Here is a 16,867-nt window from a genome sequence, read left to right as displayed (position 1 = left end):
CACTTGGCAGTTTGCTTGACGCCCTTCGCCGCTTCCGCATATCCTGAACGAACGGTCGGTAAATAATCCGAGTACGGACGTGAATGCATAGGAGCAACCATGGCAGCGCAGAATCTGCAGTCAGTGCCTGACCAGCCGGCAGCCCCCCAGGAAGCCAACGCAACAAAAGGCCAGGACCAGCGGGAGGCCGACGGCCAGGCGTATTTTGACCGCGTCATGGCCGACGACTCACGGATTGAGCCCAAGGACTGGATGCCGGCCGCCTACCGCAAGACCCTCCTGCGCCAGATCTCGCAGCACGCGCACTCGGAGATCATCGGCATGCAGCCGGAGGCCAACTGGATCAGCCGGGCCCCCAGCCTGAAGCGCAAGGCCATCCTCATGGCCAAGGTCCAGGATGAGGCCGGCCACGGGCTGTACCTCTACTCGGCCGCGGAGACGCTGGGCCAGTCCCGCGACCAGATGATGGACGATCTCATCGCCGGCAAGGCCCGCTACTCCTCGATCTTCAACTACCCGGCACTGACCTGGGCGGACATGGGTGCCATCGGCTGGCTGGTGGACGGCGCCGCCATCTGCAACCAGGTGCCGCTGTGCCGCGCCTCTTACGGCCCCTACGGCCGGGCCATGGTGCGCATCTGCAAGGAGGAGTCTTTCCACCAGCGCCAGGGCTTCGAGATCCTGCTGGAACTCTCCAACGGAACGCCCGCGCAGAAGCAGATGGCACAGGACGCCGTGAACCGCTGGTACGCTCCGGCCCTGATGATGTTCGGCCCGCCGGACGACGATTCCCCCAACTCCAAGCAGTCCATGGCCTGGAACATCAAGCGCTTCAGCAACGACGAGCTGCGCAGCCGCTTCGTCGGAATGATGGTGGAGCAGGTCAGGGTCCTGGGCCTCACCCTCCCGGACAGCGAAGTCCGCTTCAACGAGGACACCAAGAAGTGGGAACACGGCCCGCTGGACTGGAACGAATTCAAGGAAGTCCTGGCCGGACGCGGCCCCTGCAACTCGCAGCGGCTTGAGCGCCGCCGGGAAGCGCACGACGACGGCGCCTGGGTCCGCGAGGCAGCCGCCAGTTATGCGGCAAAACAGGCACGCAAGAACGCACAGAAGGAATACGCAGCATGAGCCCTCACGGCAACCCGGAAGTACCGGCCAGCTCCGCCGGAGCAGTGGAAAGCTCTGCTGCCAAGGTCCCTGTCGAGTCACACACTGAAGGCGGAGCCGCCGGCCGCAACGCGTGGGGCCTGTGGGAGGTCTTCGTCAGGTCCAGCCGCGGCCTGTCCCACGTGCATGCCGGCTCCCTGCACGCGCCGGACGCCGCCATGGCCCTGCGCAACGCCCGCGACCTCTACACCCGCCGCAACGAGGGCGTGTCAATCTGGGTGGTCCCGGCGGACGCCATCGCCTCCAGCGACCCGGACGCCAAGGGCGCCTTCTTCGAGTCGCCGCAGGGCAAGGACTACCGGCACGCCACGTACTACACCAAGAGCGAAGGAGTGAAGCACCTGTGACTCCCGAGCAGACAGAACAGACAGAAACCACCGGCCACGGCGACATCTCCGTTGGAGTAGCAGGCAGCGGTGACTCGTCGGCCAGCGCCACCCGCATCACCCCCGGCAACGCGCTCCGCCCGGAGGACATCGCGCTCGAGGTCCGCACCGGCCTGGCCAAACCCACCGAGGACGTGGCCGAGTACGCGCTGCGCCTGGGCGACGACGCCCTGATCCTGGCGCAGCGCCTGGGCCACTGGATCTCCCGTGCCCCAGAACTTGAAGAGGACGTGGCCCTGGGCAACATCGCCCTGGACCAGCTGGGCCACGCCCGGTCCTTCCTCAGCTACGCCGCCGGCCTCAACGACAAAACCGAGGATGACCTCGCCTACTTCCGCCGCGAGCACGAGTTCCGCTCCGCCCACCTGTTCGAGCAGCCCAACGGGGACTTCGCCGTCACCATCGCCCGGCAGTTCGTGGTGAGCTACTACCAGTTCGAGCTGTACCGCCGGCTCACCGAGTCCACGGACGCCACGCTCGCCGCGATCGCCGCCAAGGCCGTGAAGGAAGTGGACTACCACCGCGACCACAGCGCCCAGTGGGTGCTCCGCCTGGTGGGCGGGACGGACGAGTCCCGCCGCCGCATGATCGACGGCTTCAAGATCATCTGGCCGTACGTGGGGGAGCTGTTCGTGGATGACGAGCTGACCACCCGCCTCGCGGAGGCCGGTGCCGCCGTCGAGCCTTCCAGCCTGAAGGCGGACTTTGACCGCCTCACCGGCGAAGTATTTCAAGAAGCGGAGCTGGAGGTGCCGGAGGTGCCGTTCGCCCCGGGCGGCGGCCGCCGCGGCCAGCACTCGGAACACCTGGGCTACGTCCTCGCCGAGATGCAGGTGCTGGCCCGCGAGCATCCCGGGGCCAGCTGGTGACTGCCGTGTACATCTCGGACTCCGAGACCAAGACCGGAGTCACTGCTGACCAGAAGGCCTGGGCCGTCGCCGCCACGGTGTGCGACCCGGAGATCCCGGTCCTCACCATCGAGGACCTGGGCATCCTCCGCGCGGTGCGGCTGTTCGACGACGGCGGGACGGTGCCCGCCGTCCAGGTCACCATCACACCCACGTACTCGGGCTGCCCGGCAATGGACGCCATCCGGGACGACCTCAAGGCCGCCTTCCACAAGGAGGACTACCCCAGCGTGCACGTGGAGCTGGTGCTCGCCCCGGCCTGGACCACGGACTGGATGACCGAGTCCGGCAAGGCCAAGCTGCAGGAATACGGCATCGCCCCTCCCAGCGGCCGGGCCGCTGCCGGCGGACACTCCGGCCCCATCCGGCTGAGCCTGGCCGTGAAATGCCCGCAGTGCTCGTCGCTGAACACCAAGGAACTCACCCGCTTCGGTTCCACCTCCTGCAAGGCCCTGTACGTGTGCCAGGACTGCAAGGAACCGTTCGACTACTTCAAAGTCCTGTAAGGAAAAAGCCCATGCCCGTTGTCCGCCAGAGCGCAGCCGAATCGGCGCAGGCCACCGGCCGCCGTCGTCCGTCCTTCCATTCCCTCACCGTCGCGGAGGTCCGCCGGCTGACGGAGGACGCCATCGAGGTGACCTTCGCGGTTCCGGCCGGGCTGGCCGGGCAGTTCGACTACCTGCCGGGCCAGTACGTGGCCCTGCGCACCACGCTCCCGGACGAGGCCGGCGAGCCGAAGGAGATCCGCCGCAGCTACTCGATCTGTGCCGAGCCGCGCAGCTTCGCGGACGGCAGCAGCGAGATCCGGGTGGCCATCAAGAAGGACCTGGGCGGGCTGTTCTCCACGTGGGCCAACGCCGAGCTGAAGGCGGGGGACACCCTGGAGGTGATGAGTCCCATGGGCGCGTTCGTCTCCAAGCACGGCCGGGACGGGCAGGCCGTGGACCAGAACGTCATGAACTCGATGAACCACCCGGAGGACCTGGCGGGGGAGCCGGGGAGCTTCGTGGCCATCGCCGCGGGCTCGGGCATCACGCCGGTGATCGCGATCGCCCGCACGCTGCTGGCCGCCAACCCGGACACCCGGTTCGACCTGATCTACGCCAACAAGGCCGCCATGGACGTGATGTTCCTGGAGGAGCTCGCGGACCTGAAGGACAAGTATCCGCAGCGCCTTGCGCTGCACCACGTGCTGTCCCGCGAGCAGCGGATCGCGCCGCTGCTGAGCGGACGGATCGACGCCGAGAAGCTGCAGGCGCTGCTGGGCACCGCCATCCACGCGGACGACGTGGACGAGTGGTTCCTGTGCGGGCCGTTCGAGCTGGTGCAGCTGTGCCGGGACACCCTGGCCGAGCGCGGCGTGAAGCCGGAGCACGTCCGGTTCGAGCTGTTCACCTCCGGCAAGCCGGACCGGCCCGAAGGCAACGCCGGCCGTCCCGTCGTGGAGGACGAGTCCAAAGAAACGTACAAGATCACCTTCAAGCTGGACGGCCTGCAGGGCGACGTGGCCAGCCCCACGCACGCCCGCGAGTCCATCCTCAACGCCGCGCTGCGGGTCCGCCCGGACGTGCCGTTCGCGTGCGCCGGGGGAGTGTGCGGCACCTGCCGCGCCAAGGTGGTCACCGGCACCGTGACCATGGACGAAAACTACGCGCTGGAGCAGGATGAGCTGGACAAGGGCTACGTCCTAACCTGCCAGTCTCACCCCACGAGCAAAGAAGTAACAGTCGACTTCGACGTCTAGGACCCGCTGGTTGAGCCTGTTGCCCCGGAAAGAAGGAACCAATGATCTCCCTCTCCATCGCCGACGGCGTCGCCGAAGTCGTCCTCAACGCGCCGCAGAAGCTGAACTCGCTGGAAGAGCAGGCGCTGGCGGATCTGTCGCAGGCGTACGACGATGCCGCTGCGGCCGCCTCGCGCGGTGAGGTGCGGGCGCTGCTGCTGAGGGGAGAGGGCCGCGCCTTTTGTGCGGGCCGGGACATCGCTGGAGTCACGCCGGAGAGCGACGACGCCGAGGCGTACCTGGGCGGGCTGGTGCAGCCGCTGCTGCAGAATATGAGCGCATTCCCAGCCCCGACCTTCGCTGCGGCGCAGGGAGCGTGCCTGGGCGTCGGGCTCGGGCTGCTGCTGGCCACCGACGTGGTGTACGTGGCGGAGAACGCGAAGTTCGGATCGCCGTTCGCCAAGTTGGGCGCCACGCTCGATTCAGGCGGGCACTGGTACTTCACCGAGCGGCTGGGCATGCACCGCACGCTGGACCTGATCTACACGGCGGAGCTGATCTCCGGTACCGAAGCCGTTGCCCAGGGGATGTTCAGCCGGGCGCTGCCGGCGGACGAGCTGTTGGAGTCCACGCGCGCCATCGTGGCGAAGGTGGCCACCGGCGCGACGGGTGCGTTCAAGGCCAGCAAGGAGCTGGTGGCGCACATCCGCGACCAGCGTCTGGGACTGTGGGCATCCATGCAGGAGGAAAACGCGGAGCAGGCCAGGCTGTGCAAGAGCGAAGATTACGCAGAAGGCTTCAAGGCGTTCCAAGAAAGGCGCGAGCCAAGATTCGCCGGTTGAGCCTGTCGAAACCAGCTTGTCGAGATCCGCTGATTGAGCTTGTCGAAATCACCGCCGTCTGACCCTGTCGAACCCGCCCCGCCGCACCCAATCCTCAACAACACCAAGCACCCAGACCCCCAGCATTGCCCCAGCCGTATTAGCCAGAATGTCCATGGCGCTGGGGAACCGGTCGTGCAGGAATAGCTTCTGTCCCAGTTCCATGGAACATGAAGCAAGGAAGGCAGCCAACACGATCCGTCCCCGGTGGAGAGCCGGGAACGCGAGGGCTGCCAGGATCCCGATGGGTGCAAACAGCAGGATGTTGGATGAGAACTCTACGAAGTTGTAGTTGATCAGCTCGGGAAGCCCCGAGCGGTGGAGGGCAAACAGCACGGTCTGCAGGCGTCCAGCAACAGGCCGGTCAACGGGGGTTGGCCAGAACGCCACGAACGCCAAGGCCGCCACGTACAGGGACAGCAGCGCCCGCGCCGAACCTGCGGCATCGGCTCTGCTCCATTTCCCCATGAGGATAAGCTACGGGACCCGTGTTCCGTGCCGAAATCTGTGGCTAGGAATTTCGCTTTCTGCAAGTCAATTTGTAAGGTTCGATCATGACATTGGGGAATTCAGTTCGTAAAGCAGTTATTCCGGCCGCGGGTTTGGGCACGCGCTTCCTGCCTGCCACCAAGGCGATGCCGAAGGAGATGCTGCCGGTGGTTGATGCGCCGGCCATTCAGTACGTGGTTGAGGAGGCTGTCAAAGCCGGCCTGGACGACGTTCTTATGATCACCGGGCGTAGCAAGCGGGCATTGGAGGACCACTTCGACCGCGCGCCCGCTCTGGAGCGCACGCTGGAGCTGAAGGGCGACCAGGCCCGCCTCGACGCCGTCCAGCATGCTTCGGGCCTGGGACCCATCCACTACGTTCGGCAGGGCGAGGCCAAAGGCCTCGGGCACGCAGTCCTCTGCGGCCGTCAGCACGTTGGAGACGAGCCGTTCGCGGTGCTGCTCGGCGATGACTTGATCGATGAGCGGGACGAGCTCCTGACCATGATGATTCAGGTCCAGGCTAAGACTGGAGGTTCCGTGATTGCTCTCATCGAGGTGGAGCCGTCCCAGATTAGTGCCTACGGCTGTGCGGATATCTCCGCAGTTGATGGTGAGGGCTACGTTCGGGTGAACACCTTGGTGGAGAAACCGTCGGTGGACGACGCGCCGTCTAACCTGGCAGTGATCGGCCGGTACGTGCTGCACCCGGCCGTGTTCGATGTCCTTGAAAAGACTGAGCCCGGCCGCGGCGGCGAGATCCAGCTGACGGATGCACTCCAGACACTCGCTGCGGGGGAAGGGGAAGGCTCAGGGGTTTACGGTGTTGTCTTCCGCGGCCGCCGTTACGACACAGGGGACAAGCTGAGCTACCTGAAGGCCGTCATAACGCTGGCCTCCGAACGCGCCGAATTCGGCGAAGACCTCAGGACATGGCTGAAGGAATTTAACGGATAGTTCCGAAAAAAGCCAAGATATAAGAAGCCCCGACGGTGGTCGGGGCTTCTTATATCTTCATCGCGCGTTTGCTCAAACAAAGAAGCGGGCCATTTCCAGGTTTCCGGAAATGGCCCGCTTCGTCGAAGCGTGGAGCTTGCTGCTTAGACTGCTGCTGCCTCAGCGTTGGCGCGGCGGCGAACAACGACCACAGAAGCGGCGCCGGCGACGAGTGCACCGCCACCAACCAGCGACCACAGAACCAGGCTGGAGTCAGCACCGGTGTTGGCCAGGCCTGCGCCGCCGGTGTTGGAGAGATCGGTGCCCGTACCACCTGCGACGGTTCCGGCGCCCGTTGCGGCACCTTCGACGGTAACGGTCTGGGTTGCCACCTTGCCGGAAGTAACGCCGGTTGCAGTCAGGGTGTAGACGCCAGGTTCGCTGATGGTAAGCGGAAAACCGAATGCGCCGTTGGCGTCAGCCGTCGTGCTGAACTCCTGGGCGGCCAACAGGACATCGATCTTGCTGGGTACTGAGCGGCTGGCTCCGCCGGCAATGCTTGCTCCGGTGGATGCCGGGCGGGCGCCGGGCGTTACGCGGATGATGAGCCGTTCGCCCGCCAGGAAGCCCCGGCCGGAGAAAGTGAAGGATTCGCCCGGGCCAACCACGCCGTCTGAGACGGCTGCGTTAGCGGGCGTTGCCGGGTAGTTGTTTGTGGTGGCCATGGCCGGAACGGCGCCTGTGAGCGCGATGGTTCCTGCGAGCGCAAGCGCAGCAATAGACTTCTTCAATTTGTCCCCCCTGAGACCTTTTAACACACGGATGTCACATTGATTGTGGAGATTCCCCATCCCCATGTGACCGTGGGGCGAATCTCGTGGTGTTACCCAAAGAGAGATTAGCACCCAAAAGGCGATCTCTCCAAAGTGAATCAAAACACTTTACATACTGTTAATCACGTGGCTACGCCGCGGGAACGCACGCGTCGGCCTGTGCTTTCAAAATCACGTCTTTGAGAGCCTGGACCGTGGGAGTCACCGCAAGCTGGGGCGCCGTGTGCTGGACTATCTTGCCGAATGTGAACTCGATAGTGCTAGTTTGGCCTGGTGCAAGCCGAGTGGTAAGAACACCGACAGGTCGGCCGCTCTGGCGCTGAGACCCAAACGGGGTTTTCTTCCCGTCTACCACGGCTGTTTCCACGTTTGACTGGACGGGACCATAGGCCGTGATATTTGTTTGGACGCTGCCCGCGGGAACGCCGAATGCACCTCCCCCGGTGACGTACTCTGGCAGCGAAGTTGCTGCATCAGTGGGCGCGGTGTTCGTGCTGGTCACGCGTACTTTTATCTCGGAGTATCCATTAGCACTGCAGGCAGAGACGAGTTGGACCGTCCTTCTTACGTAGTAATCCATTTTTGCGCCAGTGCCGTCGTTGAAGTAGACGCCAAATTGGGCCGGATTGACCGACTCCCCCGAAATCGCACCACCGAGGACATATTTAGCAATTACTGCCTGCTCCGAAGGGTGGGCCGACCACACAAGAACTCGTCGTTCATCCGCGGCTTGCCTCAGCCCGTCTAACAGGCCCTTTGCGTCAGTTTTACCGCTAGAAAGGGCGCCAAAAATCTCGTGGGCAACACCCGCGAAATACGCATCCTGTAAGGGCGGATCCGAAATTTTGGAGTAAACATCTGACAGTAGAGTGCGAACGACGTTGTCACCAGTTAGCTTGGTGGGCAGAATATTTCGGGCGAGTTCCAGCACCTGCGGGTCCTTAAGCTGAACTGGCCCTGTTGCATCGAGAATGTAACTCAAAGCGACTGGATCTATGGAAACAACGCCGTCCAAGTTAGTGCCCGTTCTTACCGCCCACATGGCCTTTGCAGTCGTCGCGGCAGTCGGGAAATCTGGGGTCAGATTGGCATCCTGCATGAACTTACCGAGGCGGCGTGTGTAAATAAGCTCCTGGTCCGGGTCAACTTCGATTATCGGGTCGAATGGGCCCAACGCCGTAGCGCTGGTCTGCGATTCGAGACGAAGCTTTCCGCTATCGACATGGAGAACAGCGAGAGCTCCAGGAATTCCTCCGGTCGAGCGTACTTCCGCGTTGTTCTGGATGAGAAGCAAGTAGCGGCGCTCATCGTCCGCACCCATCAGTTCTGGAACGATGCTCGCTGCGCTGGCCGCGGTGTCTAGACCTGTTCGGAGCTCCGCTAACTGCTCGCGTGCTGAAACCAGCGGCGCCGAGACTTGCGGCAAGAGATTTTCTGTGTCGATTCCGTTTAGTCGATCCGACGACTGTCTAATTGCGTGTGCAGCAGATGAGATCTTCGGCTCAGCCCTCTTGAGAGGGTCGAGATCTATCCCGGAGTTCCTAGGCGCCAAAGATTTCCAATCAACTGACGAAAAGACTTCAACAAGCGGTCCCGCCGCGAGCCTGATGACGTCGTCAGCCGAGGTTGCAACTTCTTGGGCCGCGTGAAAATTCTGGCCGAGTCCAGGAAGGGCAGCGGCAAGAGTCCACAGGGGCTCTCGTGTCATGTCCCGGGCACTGGTCGTGTGGGTTCTTAGTTCACTGACCGTCCCGGCGGCCGCAGCCGTATCGTCTTTGAGTAGTTGGTCCTTTAGCTTAGGGAGCAGTTGGGAAGCTCCTTCTAGTTCCGCTTTCACCATTGTGGCTCGCACACCTAACCAGCCGACGCATGAGACGATTAGCACGGCCAATGCGATGACCGACACAACTAGTACGAGTTTTGGCTTGCCAGGCGGGCTCACATTGTCTGCGGCAGGCTCTCTAAGGTGTTTCTTCGATGGGTCGATCATTTTAATCGTGTCCGTTCCTGCCGCCGAGACAAGTCGGCAATAGGCAGTAGGCCACTCGTCCAGGATTGTTTTCGTGGGGCTGGGCGGGTCGCCCTGTTCCTTTTTCTCTGGGCTTAGAGCCTCCGGAAGTGGGTGAAACTGCCAGAGATGACTTCGAGACATGAGGCATCAGGGTCCCCGTGCGCTGCTTCGTTCCAGTCGAGTTGATGAGATACATAACTCTTTGGAGTCGGACATTGTTGCTGGGTCGGCTCGGGACTGGCTCACGCATGGCTAATTCCTTCCGCTCGGAGCGTGGTTGACGTCGGCTGTCTTAGTAGGCGCCCGAACTTGAAAAGACCGCACGAACTGTCTTTAGCAGGATCATTAGGTCGCCGGCCAGCGACCAGTTCTCCACATAGTAAAGATCAAGACGCACGGAATCTTGCCAGGACAGATTCGACCTGCCGCTGACTTGCCAAAGGCCGGTGAGGCCGGGCTTCACCAATAGTCTTCTGCGCACGTCGTGTTCGTACGCTTCAACCTCGCGCGGCAGAGGAGGGCGTGGTCCAACAAGACTCATCGAACCGGAGAATATGTTGAACAGCTGTGGCAGCTCATCGAGACTGTACCGTCTCAAGAATCCGCCTGCTCTAGTAACGCGAGGATCTTGCTTCATCTTGAACAAGAGCCCATGGCCTTCGTTCTTGTGAGTTAGGCCAGTCAGTAGGCTTTCGGCGTCGACCACCATAGAACGAAATTTCAGCATTCCGAACTGTTGCCCACCCATTCCAACTCGCATCTGCTTGAAGAGGACGGGGCCGGGGCTATCTAACTTGATGACGGCAGCAATCAATAGCATTGTCGGAGCCGCTAGGACGAGCAAGATGCCTGATGCCAAGATGTCAAGAAGGCGTTTTGCGACTCGCTGACCACCCTCCAATGTCGGAGTGGTGACATGAATTAAAGGAAGACCGGCCACAGGCTGGGTATGGATTCGAGGCCCCGCAATATCCGTCAATGCTGGAGCCATGATCAATCCCACGTTAAGTGCGGCCAGCTCCCAACCCAGGTGTCGCAAAGTCTGCGGATGAAGCTGGACACCGGCAGAAACAGCGACTGCGTCGGCGTTACAGCGTTTAATGGCTTCGACAATGGAGCTAGTTTCGGAGCTATTACCTAGTACCGGAAGTCCATGTTCGTAGCCGACTGTCGCCTCAAATGTACCCGGCGTATAAGCCGCTACAGGAAGATAGCCAGCATGCTTGGCGCGTTCCAGGGAAGAAGCTAAGTGTGCGACAGCGCTGGGCCCGCCGAGCAGTAACAGGCGTGACATGCTGTGCCCATTTTGTCGGCTGACATTCAGGTGCTGCCTCACAAGCCAACGAGCCAAGAGCAAGCCGATCAGGCCCGCGGGCAACGCTATGCCCACGTAGCCCCGGGCGGTGTCAAAGCGCAGTACATAAGAAAAAATGGCAACCAGACCGAAAAGCCAGAGAGAAGCGGCAGCGACCCTTTTATATTCGTCGGCACCGGCACCCAAAATCCGACTCTGTCTGCTATTCCAAGCGCCAAGCATCAACCACCAGACGATAGCAAGTGCAACCGACACCCAACCATAGACCTCATCCAGACTGGGGCCTACATCGCCTGGCTCAAAGCCAAATCTGATGACGTAGGCCCCGAGAACCGCCCAAGTCACGACAAACGCATCCACTAGCCGCAAGAGGCGAGACGATCGATGTCGCCAATCAGAGTCCCGACCCACTTGTCCCCCGTTATCACTCACGATAGTGGCAGCCCACCCGACAAATTCAACTAACCCCGGATCGAGTCGACGTTATTCCTATACCAGTCCACGGTCTCCCGCACGCCCTCTTCGAGCCCTATTGAAGCAGACCAACCAGCTCGGGCGAGCTTGGACACATCCAGAAGTTTTCGCGGAGTGCCGTCAGGCTTAGATTCATCCCATTGGATGTCACCCTCGAAGCCAACGGCCCCCGCCACAACGGACGCAAGCTCTCGAATGGTCACGTCAACGCCCGTCCCAACGTTCACCTGATCGTCACCGTCAAAGTGTTCCAAGAGATGAAGACAGGCTGCTGCCATGTCGTCAACGTGAAGGAATTCTCGGCGGGGTGATCCCGTTCCCCAATTGGTAACGCTGGGGGCGCCGGACTTGGCGGCTTCGTCGTACCGTCGAATCAGGGCAGGCAGCACATGAGATCCATCTTTGGAAAAGTTATCTCCAGGACCATAAAGATTCGTGGGCATCGCGGAAATCCATGCTAGGCCGTACTGACGCCGTACGGCTTGGACCTGCATGATTCCTGCGATCTTGGCGATCGCGTAGGCGTCGTTCGTCTGCTCTAAGTGCCCGGTAAGAAGTGAATCTTCAGTTATTGGCTGGGCTGCAAATTTGGGATAGATGCACGACGAGCCAAGAAAGAGAAGTCGCTCCACTCCGTGCTCGCGTGCCGCATCAAGAACATTGACCTGAATCTGCAGGTTCTCGCTGAGGAAGTCCACTGGGTAAGTGTTGTTTGCCAATATGCCGCCCACCTTGGCAGCGGCAAGCACCACATAGCGGGGTTTTGACGTGGCAAAGAATTCGTAGACAGCAGCGCGGTCCTTCAGATCGAGCTCTGCTGAGGTCTTGCCGATAAGACCGGTGAATCCTTGAGCTTCGAGATTGCGCCAGATGGCCGAACCTACGAGTCCTCGGTGCCCAGCAACGTAGAGCGCCGAGTCACGATCAAGCCGCCCGGGCTTGAAGTTCGTGCTCGTCGTCATCGGCTCTTCCAGCTGTCGAGGTCTACCTTGTCGATCCAGTGGCTACCTGCACACTTTTGGGCTTCGATGTCGGCGTCCACCATAATTCGAGCCAGTTCTGGGGTGTGAACAGTAGCTTTCCAACCCAGTTTCTGGTGAGCCTTGGAGGCATCTCCAACCAGTGCGTCGACTTCGGTGGGTCGTAGGTAGCGCTCGTCGAAGCGAACGTGGTCTTCCCAGTTGAGGCCTGCGTGCTCGAAGGCGATCTCCAAGAAATCCCGAACGGTGTAATTACCGCCAGTCGCCAAGACAAAATCCTCAGGTTCTTCCACCTGGAGCATCCGCCACATACCTTCGACGTATTCTGCGGCGTATCCCCAGTCTCGGACCGCGTCGAGATTGCCCATGTAAAGGAGGTCTTGTTTGCCAGCCTTGATGGCTGCTACCGCCCTGGTAATTTTGCGGGTCACAAATGTCTCGCCGCGACGGGGCGATTCGTGGTTAAACAGGATGCCGTTGACGGCGAACATGCCATAGGCTTCACGGTAGTTTTTTGTTATCCAATAGCTGTACACCTTCGCGGCTCCGTAGGGGGAGCGAGGATAAAACGGCGTATCTTCGTTCTGCGGAGGTGGAGTTGCGCCGAACATTTCAGACGAGGATGCCTGGTAAAACTTCGTTTCGATGCCTGACATCCTGACCGCTTCGAGCAGTCTGATTGTGCCCACGCCGGTGGTGTCACCAGTGTGTTCAGGCTCATCGAAGGAAACGCGAACGTGCGACTGAGCCGCCAGATTGTAGACCTCGTCCGGCTTGATCTCCGCAAGGAGCGTTACGAGACGAGCCCCATCGCTTAGATCGCCGTAATGGAGAAAGAGTTGGGCTTTAGGATCGTGAGGATCAACGTACAGGTGATCTACTCTGGCGGTGTTGAAGGTCGAGGCACGACGAATCAGGCCATGTACCTCGTATCCCTTGCTTAGCAGCAATTCAGCCAGGTAAGAGCCATCTTGGCCGGTGATCCCCGTAATTAGAGCGCGCTTTGGCACTGAAACCCCCATAGTGTGTCTGTGTAATTAGAAAAAAGAACGTCTGTATCTAACAGGCATGGCATTCACTTTGCAAACTTGCAGCGCGCTAGTGCTGCGAGTGAAGTTGGCTGTTACTCGGATCCAAGCCGAGCGCTGGCACCGCCGTCAACCAGCAGCGAGATTCCGGTTATAAATGCAGCATCATCGCCGATCAAGAACGAAGCAGCTGACGCTACCTCCTCGGGTTGTCCTATACGGGCAAGTGCAGTGCGCTCCCGGAGAATTTCTTTTCGAGATTCCACTTCGGCGCCAGTCCACCGGGCAAATCCCTCGCGAAGCTTAGGCGTGTCAATCGCCCCAGGGGCGATCGCGTTCACCCTGATATGCGGTCCGAGATCCAACGAAGCCGACCTAACCCATCCTTCGAGTGCGGCCTTCGTCGTAGCGTATGCCGTGATACCGCCCGTCGTCGCCCGCCCATGCACGCTGCTGATTACAACCACCGAGCCCTGGTTGGCCGCAAGGGATGATCGTGTTCCTGCAAGCAGGGCATCAACCGCCACAACGTTGACCCTCAGGGCATCCGCCCAGTCACCGTCCGACGTGTCTCCGGCGCCTGCGAGCGGCTGCACAGCGGCGTTATGGACTATGGCCTTCAACTCGTACCGGGCGCCCAAGTCTAGCGCCACCTCCCGGAGAGCGGCGGTATCCGACATGTCAACTTCAACGAATTCATGGACGTCCAAAGCCTTGACGCGGTCGATCCCAATTGTGGTGTACCCGTCGGCTTCCATCCTCTGGGTAAGCGCAGCACCAATTCCCCCGGCGGCGCCCGTAACAATCACCGCTTGTCGGTTGGACATTAGTGCCCCAGTTCAGACAGTAGGAAATCCACGGCCTTGGAGCTGGCCCTTGCGACACCCTCTCGGGTGTTGGACCCATTGTGCGAGCCCAGGACAACGTTAGGGAAGTTTCTTAGCGCGCTATTCTGCGGGAGTGGCTCCACTTCAAATACATCCAAGCCAGCGCCAGCAATCCCACCAGTTTCCAGAACCTGGATGAGGGCTTCTTCATCGACAACCGGTCCGCGGGAGACATTAACGAGGTAAGAGTCACTCGGCATACGTGCAAATGCCTTCTGGTCCATTAGGTGGTTTGTCTCCGGGGTCAACGGGCATGTGAGCACCGTAAATCGGCTCGACGAGAGAAGCGCTTCTAGGGTCGAGAGCTGCACGTTGGTCGGCACTCGATCCTGGCTAACGAACGGGTCGAATGCAAGGACGTTCATACCGAACCCTGCTGCACGGGCAGCAACCTCGCGGCCAATCGCTCCGAACCCGACGATGCCAATGGTCTGACCTGCCAGTGTGAAACCCTCGAACTTCGGCCAGTCCCCAGACCTAATCGACTCGTCAATGACGTTGATGCCCCGGGCAAGGTTGAGGATATAGGCGAAGGCCATATCGGCTACCTCAGCACCGAAAACCCCGGGGGTGTTGCGCACTACAACTTCTGCTGCGGCTGCAGCCCGGTGATCCACAGAGTCCATACCGATGCCCCAGCGGACCAGTATCTTGAGGTCACCAGCGGTCTTGAAGAAGGCTTCGTCGAGCTCATCATCACCCGCAATAAAGCCAACAACACCTGGGATCAAGTCACTAAGTTCTTCTGAGCTGAACTGCTGTCCTTTGAGCTCTGGCACCAGCAACTCGTAGCCCAGTGATTCGATTCGTTCTTGGTGACGAGGCAACTCGACTTGCATTTGCTTGCACGTAACGAGGATCTTTGGCTCGGTAACCATCAGTTCTTGTTCACCCTTTCAAGTGCTTCAGCCAGCCTGAAGTCAGATTCTTCATCGATGTCGATGGCCTCAGCGGGGGGTACCTCAATCATCATTGGCGAAGTGCCGATTCGATTGCCAGTAGCCCTCAGGACATCAGGAGAAAATATGTAAAAGCAGGAGTTCTCCAGAAAGACCGGAGGAAGGTCCTGAGTCCTCAACAGGACTGCGGGATCGTGGTTCAGCGGGCGAACATCGTTGTCCCACAATCTTGCATTGATTCGAGTAACAGCAAAGACTGAATCCGAATCCGTGGCCTCGGACGTGAAGGTACGCAAGGCAGAGCTGAGGACTTCACCCGAAAGGAAGGGATTCGTAGAGTGGGTCTGCAGGACCACATCGGCCTCAACCTGGGACAGCGAATGCAAGAGAACCTTATTCATAGGGATTTCGCCATCCCTAAGGTGCTCTGGCCGGCGAAGTAGCTTTACTTGTGGGAAGCAAGCTGCAGCGTCCTCCAAAATTGTGTCACTGTCTGTATCAATGACCACATCATCAATTTCATCGACAGACAAAAGCGTCTCGATAATGTGGTGGTAAAGAGGCTTGCTGCCGAGGATACGATAATTCTTTCCCGGTACGCGCTCACTGTTATGGCGCATTGGGACTATAGCTACAACTCTGGACATACTTACGCCTTCTTTATCGAAAAACAAGCTCTAGCGGATTTCACCATAGTCGATGACGTTACCTATAGACGCACGAGATCCGGGTTGTGCGCTGTCGGCTGGATAATAGAAGCGCCGCAGTAGTTCCTCGCTGACATTGGCGTTGTTTCGAAAGCCCTCCCATGCACCATAGAACTGAGCGGCGCGGAATCGAGGGATGCTGAATACGTTCGAGGCCAGGCTACCGACGCGCGCTGCGTGCACGTAGTCGCCGAAGATGTTCAGCAGTGCAAGTCCAGCAGCTTTGGCAGCCGACATAGAGGCTTTGTCCATAATGCGCTTGTACGCGATCGCCTCTCGACGATACCGGTTTTGGATGATAGACCAGGTCTCCTCGTGCACGTGGACGACCGATGCTTCGGCTACATATGCGACTCGTGCGCCCTTGGCAATCACCCGGTTGGCAAATTCGAGGTCCTCCAGCCCGGTGAGCTCCTCGTTGTAGCGATGAGCTGCCCACGTGCTCCGACGAACGGCCGCATTCGCGTTATTGCTGAATGGGTGTCCTTGATCCCAGATACTTTCCTCGGGGAACCACTGCAGCATTATTCGCGACTCGGAAAACTTCGTGCGATGGTCACCGACCTGACGGCCGTAGGCAATATCGGTGACCCCATCTTCGAATGGTCGGATCATGTGCTCGAGATATGAGTCGTGAATCGGATAGACGTGGGCAGAGACAATTAGAAGTACGTCGCCGGTGGCAGCTTCACATCCATAGTTTAGTGAACGGCCAAAAGAGAATTCCTCTTTGGGAATGTTTACGATGCGGCAGCCGGAATCTAGAGCGATTTTTACGGTGTCGTCGGTTGAGCCAGAATCGACGACTATGATCTCATCTGGGCGTACAGTCTGCTGGTTCAAGCCTGAAATTAGCCTGCCAAGGTGCTGGCCCTCGTTGAATGCCCGGATTACGACTGAAACGGATGGCATTTGGTTCCTTCTTGATCGCCAGGACTACTAGAAGCGTTGCGGTCTTGTGCGTCTCACTGGCGGTACAGACACGAGCGACGCACTAATTCTGCTGTCGGGGTTGGAGGCTCAGTCCAATCGGTGTCTGCGTATCGTCCCCCCAGAACGAAGCATAACAAGGGCGACTATTCGTTACCGAATCGCACCACGGGTGGTGCAGAGTTTGTTACCCGGAAGGGGTGCAGCTAATCGTCGCGGAGTAGGTCGAGTTGGAGGAATCGCAGCTGCATCTGCAAGACGCACATCGTCGCTGCGTGAGTGCTGCCGGTACTATGGCTCCCGTACGTCGT

The 16,867-nt window shown here is 60.1% G+C and carries 17 protein-coding genes; 7 read left to right on the top strand and 10 right to left on the bottom strand.

What is annotated here, in order from left to right; genetic code table 11:
- Positions 1-99: 99 nt before the first annotated feature.
- The 6 genes from paaA to J7I85_RS15120 are packed head-to-tail and all read left to right on the top strand — an operon-like array spanning position 100 to position 5,029.
- Positions 100-1,131 carry a 1,2-phenylacetyl-CoA epoxidase subunit PaaA gene (gene paaA / locus J7I85_RS15145; RefSeq protein ID WP_214853106.1) on the top strand — a complete coding sequence of 344 codons (1,032 nt, stop codon included), beginning with the start codon at positions 100-102 and terminating at the stop codon, positions 1,129-1,131.
- A complete protein-coding gene (gene paaB, locus J7I85_RS15140; protein ID WP_214853103.1) occupies positions 1,128-1,517 on the top strand; it encodes a 1,2-phenylacetyl-CoA epoxidase subunit PaaB in 390 nt (129 codons plus the stop codon). The genes paaA and paaB overlap by 4 nt, the downstream gene beginning before the upstream one ends.
- Complete coding sequence (paaC, locus tag J7I85_RS15135) at positions 1,514-2,425, top strand: 1,2-phenylacetyl-CoA epoxidase subunit PaaC (protein ID WP_214853099.1); 912 nt, start codon at positions 1,514-1,516, stop codon at positions 2,423-2,425. Before paaB ends, paaC begins: the two co-directional genes overlap by 4 nt.
- A 5-nt stretch (positions 2,426-2,430) precedes the next feature.
- Complete coding sequence (paaD, locus tag J7I85_RS15130) at positions 2,431-2,970, top strand: 1,2-phenylacetyl-CoA epoxidase subunit PaaD (protein ID WP_374102478.1); 540 nt, start codon at positions 2,431-2,433, stop codon at positions 2,968-2,970.
- Between the two features lie 11 nt (positions 2,971-2,981).
- Positions 2,982-4,208: a 1,2-phenylacetyl-CoA epoxidase subunit PaaE gene (paaE, locus tag J7I85_RS15125; RefSeq protein WP_214853093.1), complete on the top strand. Its 1,227-nt coding sequence runs from the start codon at positions 2,982-2,984 to the stop codon at positions 4,206-4,208.
- A 41-nt stretch (positions 4,209-4,249) separates the two neighbouring features.
- Positions 4,250-5,029: an enoyl-CoA hydratase/isomerase family protein gene (locus J7I85_RS15120; protein ID WP_214853090.1), complete on the top strand. Its 780-nt coding sequence runs from the start codon at positions 4,250-4,252 to the stop codon at positions 5,027-5,029.
- A 48-nt stretch (positions 5,030-5,077) separates the two neighbouring features.
- Here the strand turns inward: J7I85_RS15120 and J7I85_RS15115 are convergent, their stop codons facing one another.
- Positions 5,078-5,536, bottom strand: coding sequence for a VanZ family protein (locus tag J7I85_RS15115; RefSeq protein WP_214853087.1), 459 nt, complete (start codon positions 5,534-5,536; stop codon positions 5,078-5,080).
- An 86-nt stretch (positions 5,537-5,622) separates the two neighbouring features.
- Here J7I85_RS15115 and galU point away from each other — a divergent pair, with 86 nt between their 5' ends.
- Positions 5,623-6,513 (top strand): UTP--glucose-1-phosphate uridylyltransferase GalU, encoded by an 891-nt coding sequence (galU, locus tag J7I85_RS15110; RefSeq protein ID WP_214853086.1) that lies wholly within the window; start codon positions 5,623-5,625, stop codon positions 6,511-6,513.
- Positions 6,514-6,656: 143 nt separating this feature from the next.
- Here galU and J7I85_RS25930 read toward each other — a convergent pair whose 3' ends face one another.
- The 9 genes from J7I85_RS25930 to J7I85_RS15065 form a co-directional block, all read right to left on the bottom strand.
- Positions 6,657-6,884 (bottom strand): LPXTG cell wall anchor domain-containing protein, encoded by a 228-nt coding sequence (locus J7I85_RS25930; RefSeq protein WP_374102477.1) that lies wholly within the window; start codon positions 6,882-6,884, stop codon positions 6,657-6,659.
- Positions 6,885-7,455: 571 nt separating this feature from the next.
- Positions 7,456-9,315, bottom strand: coding sequence for a DUF4012 domain-containing protein (locus J7I85_RS15100; RefSeq protein ID WP_251024392.1), 1,860 nt, complete (start codon positions 9,313-9,315; stop codon positions 7,456-7,458).
- 313 nt (positions 9,316-9,628) lie between these two features.
- Positions 9,629-11,062 (bottom strand): sugar transferase, encoded by a 1,434-nt coding sequence (locus tag J7I85_RS15095; protein WP_214853245.1) that lies wholly within the window; start codon positions 11,060-11,062, stop codon positions 9,629-9,631.
- A 50-nt stretch (positions 11,063-11,112) separates the two neighbouring features.
- A complete protein-coding gene (locus J7I85_RS15090) occupies positions 11,113-12,087 on the bottom strand; it encodes a GDP-L-fucose synthase (protein WP_214853084.1) in 975 nt (324 codons plus the stop codon).
- The gene (gene gmd / locus J7I85_RS15085; protein WP_214853243.1) at positions 12,084-13,115 is read right to left on the bottom strand and encodes a GDP-mannose 4,6-dehydratase; all 1,032 of its coding nucleotides are present in this window, start codon (positions 13,113-13,115) and stop codon (positions 12,084-12,086) included. Before gmd ends, J7I85_RS15090 begins: the two co-directional genes overlap by 4 nt.
- A 113-nt stretch (positions 13,116-13,228) precedes the next feature.
- Positions 13,229-13,960 (bottom strand): SDR family NAD(P)-dependent oxidoreductase, encoded by a 732-nt coding sequence (locus J7I85_RS15080; protein ID WP_285289593.1) that lies wholly within the window; start codon positions 13,958-13,960, stop codon positions 13,229-13,231.
- Entirely contained in the window at positions 13,960-14,898 is a 939-nt protein-coding gene (locus tag J7I85_RS15075; protein ID WP_214853082.1) for a phosphoglycerate dehydrogenase, read from the bottom strand. Before J7I85_RS15075 ends, J7I85_RS15080 begins: the two co-directional genes overlap by 1 nt.
- Positions 14,898-15,566 (bottom strand): cytidylyltransferase domain-containing protein, encoded by a 669-nt coding sequence (locus J7I85_RS15070; protein ID WP_214853079.1) that lies wholly within the window; start codon positions 15,564-15,566, stop codon positions 14,898-14,900. The genes J7I85_RS15075 and J7I85_RS15070 overlap by 1 nt, the downstream gene beginning before the upstream one ends.
- A gap of 30 nt (positions 15,567-15,596) precedes the next feature.
- Positions 15,597-16,538, bottom strand: coding sequence for a glycosyltransferase (locus J7I85_RS15065; protein ID WP_214853076.1), 942 nt, complete (start codon positions 16,536-16,538; stop codon positions 15,597-15,599).
- Positions 16,539-16,867 lie beyond the last annotated feature (329 nt).

The organism is Arthrobacter sp. ISL-65 (assembly GCF_018613795.1).
In the GTDB taxonomy this organism is placed as follows: Bacteria; Actinomycetota; Actinomycetes; order Actinomycetales; family Micrococcaceae; genus Arthrobacter.
The sequence above is the reverse complement of the archived record's forward strand: the minus strand, read 5'-3'. Positions and strand labels throughout refer to the sequence as shown.